At 72.9% G+C, this 255-nt stretch carries 1 protein-coding gene; it reads left to right on the top strand.

Annotation, left to right across the window (positions count from 1 at the left end; all coding sequences use genetic code 11):
• Nucleotides 1-255 (top strand): hypothetical protein (locus tag FVA95_RS30115; protein WP_205016091.1); only part of this gene is annotated, 255 nt, incomplete at both ends.

Raw genomic sequence — 255 nt, 5'->3', positions numbered from 1 at the left:
GGTGGGAGACCTGATCCGCGAGGGCCATCTCGCGCTCCTCGTCTCGAAGGCGACCGCGACGGTCCTCGACGTCAGCGGCGTTCCCTTGCGGGCCGGCGATTACGTGCCGGGCGCCCTGGAGGCGGCGGTGAACCGCGACGTCATCACCAAGGCGGCGGTGGCCGAGATGGTGGCCTACGGCGCCGACCGACGCGCCTGGCTCGCCTTCTGCGCCGGGGTGAAGCATGCCGATGCGGTGCGCGACGCGATCCGCGC

The sequence above is a fragment of the Pseudonocardia sp. EV170527-09 genome, from assembly GCF_008369905.1.
GTDB lineage: Bacteria > Actinomycetota > Actinomycetes > Mycobacteriales > Pseudonocardiaceae > Pseudonocardia.
The sequence above is the reverse complement of the archived record's forward strand: the minus strand, read 5'-3'. Positions and strand labels throughout refer to the sequence as shown.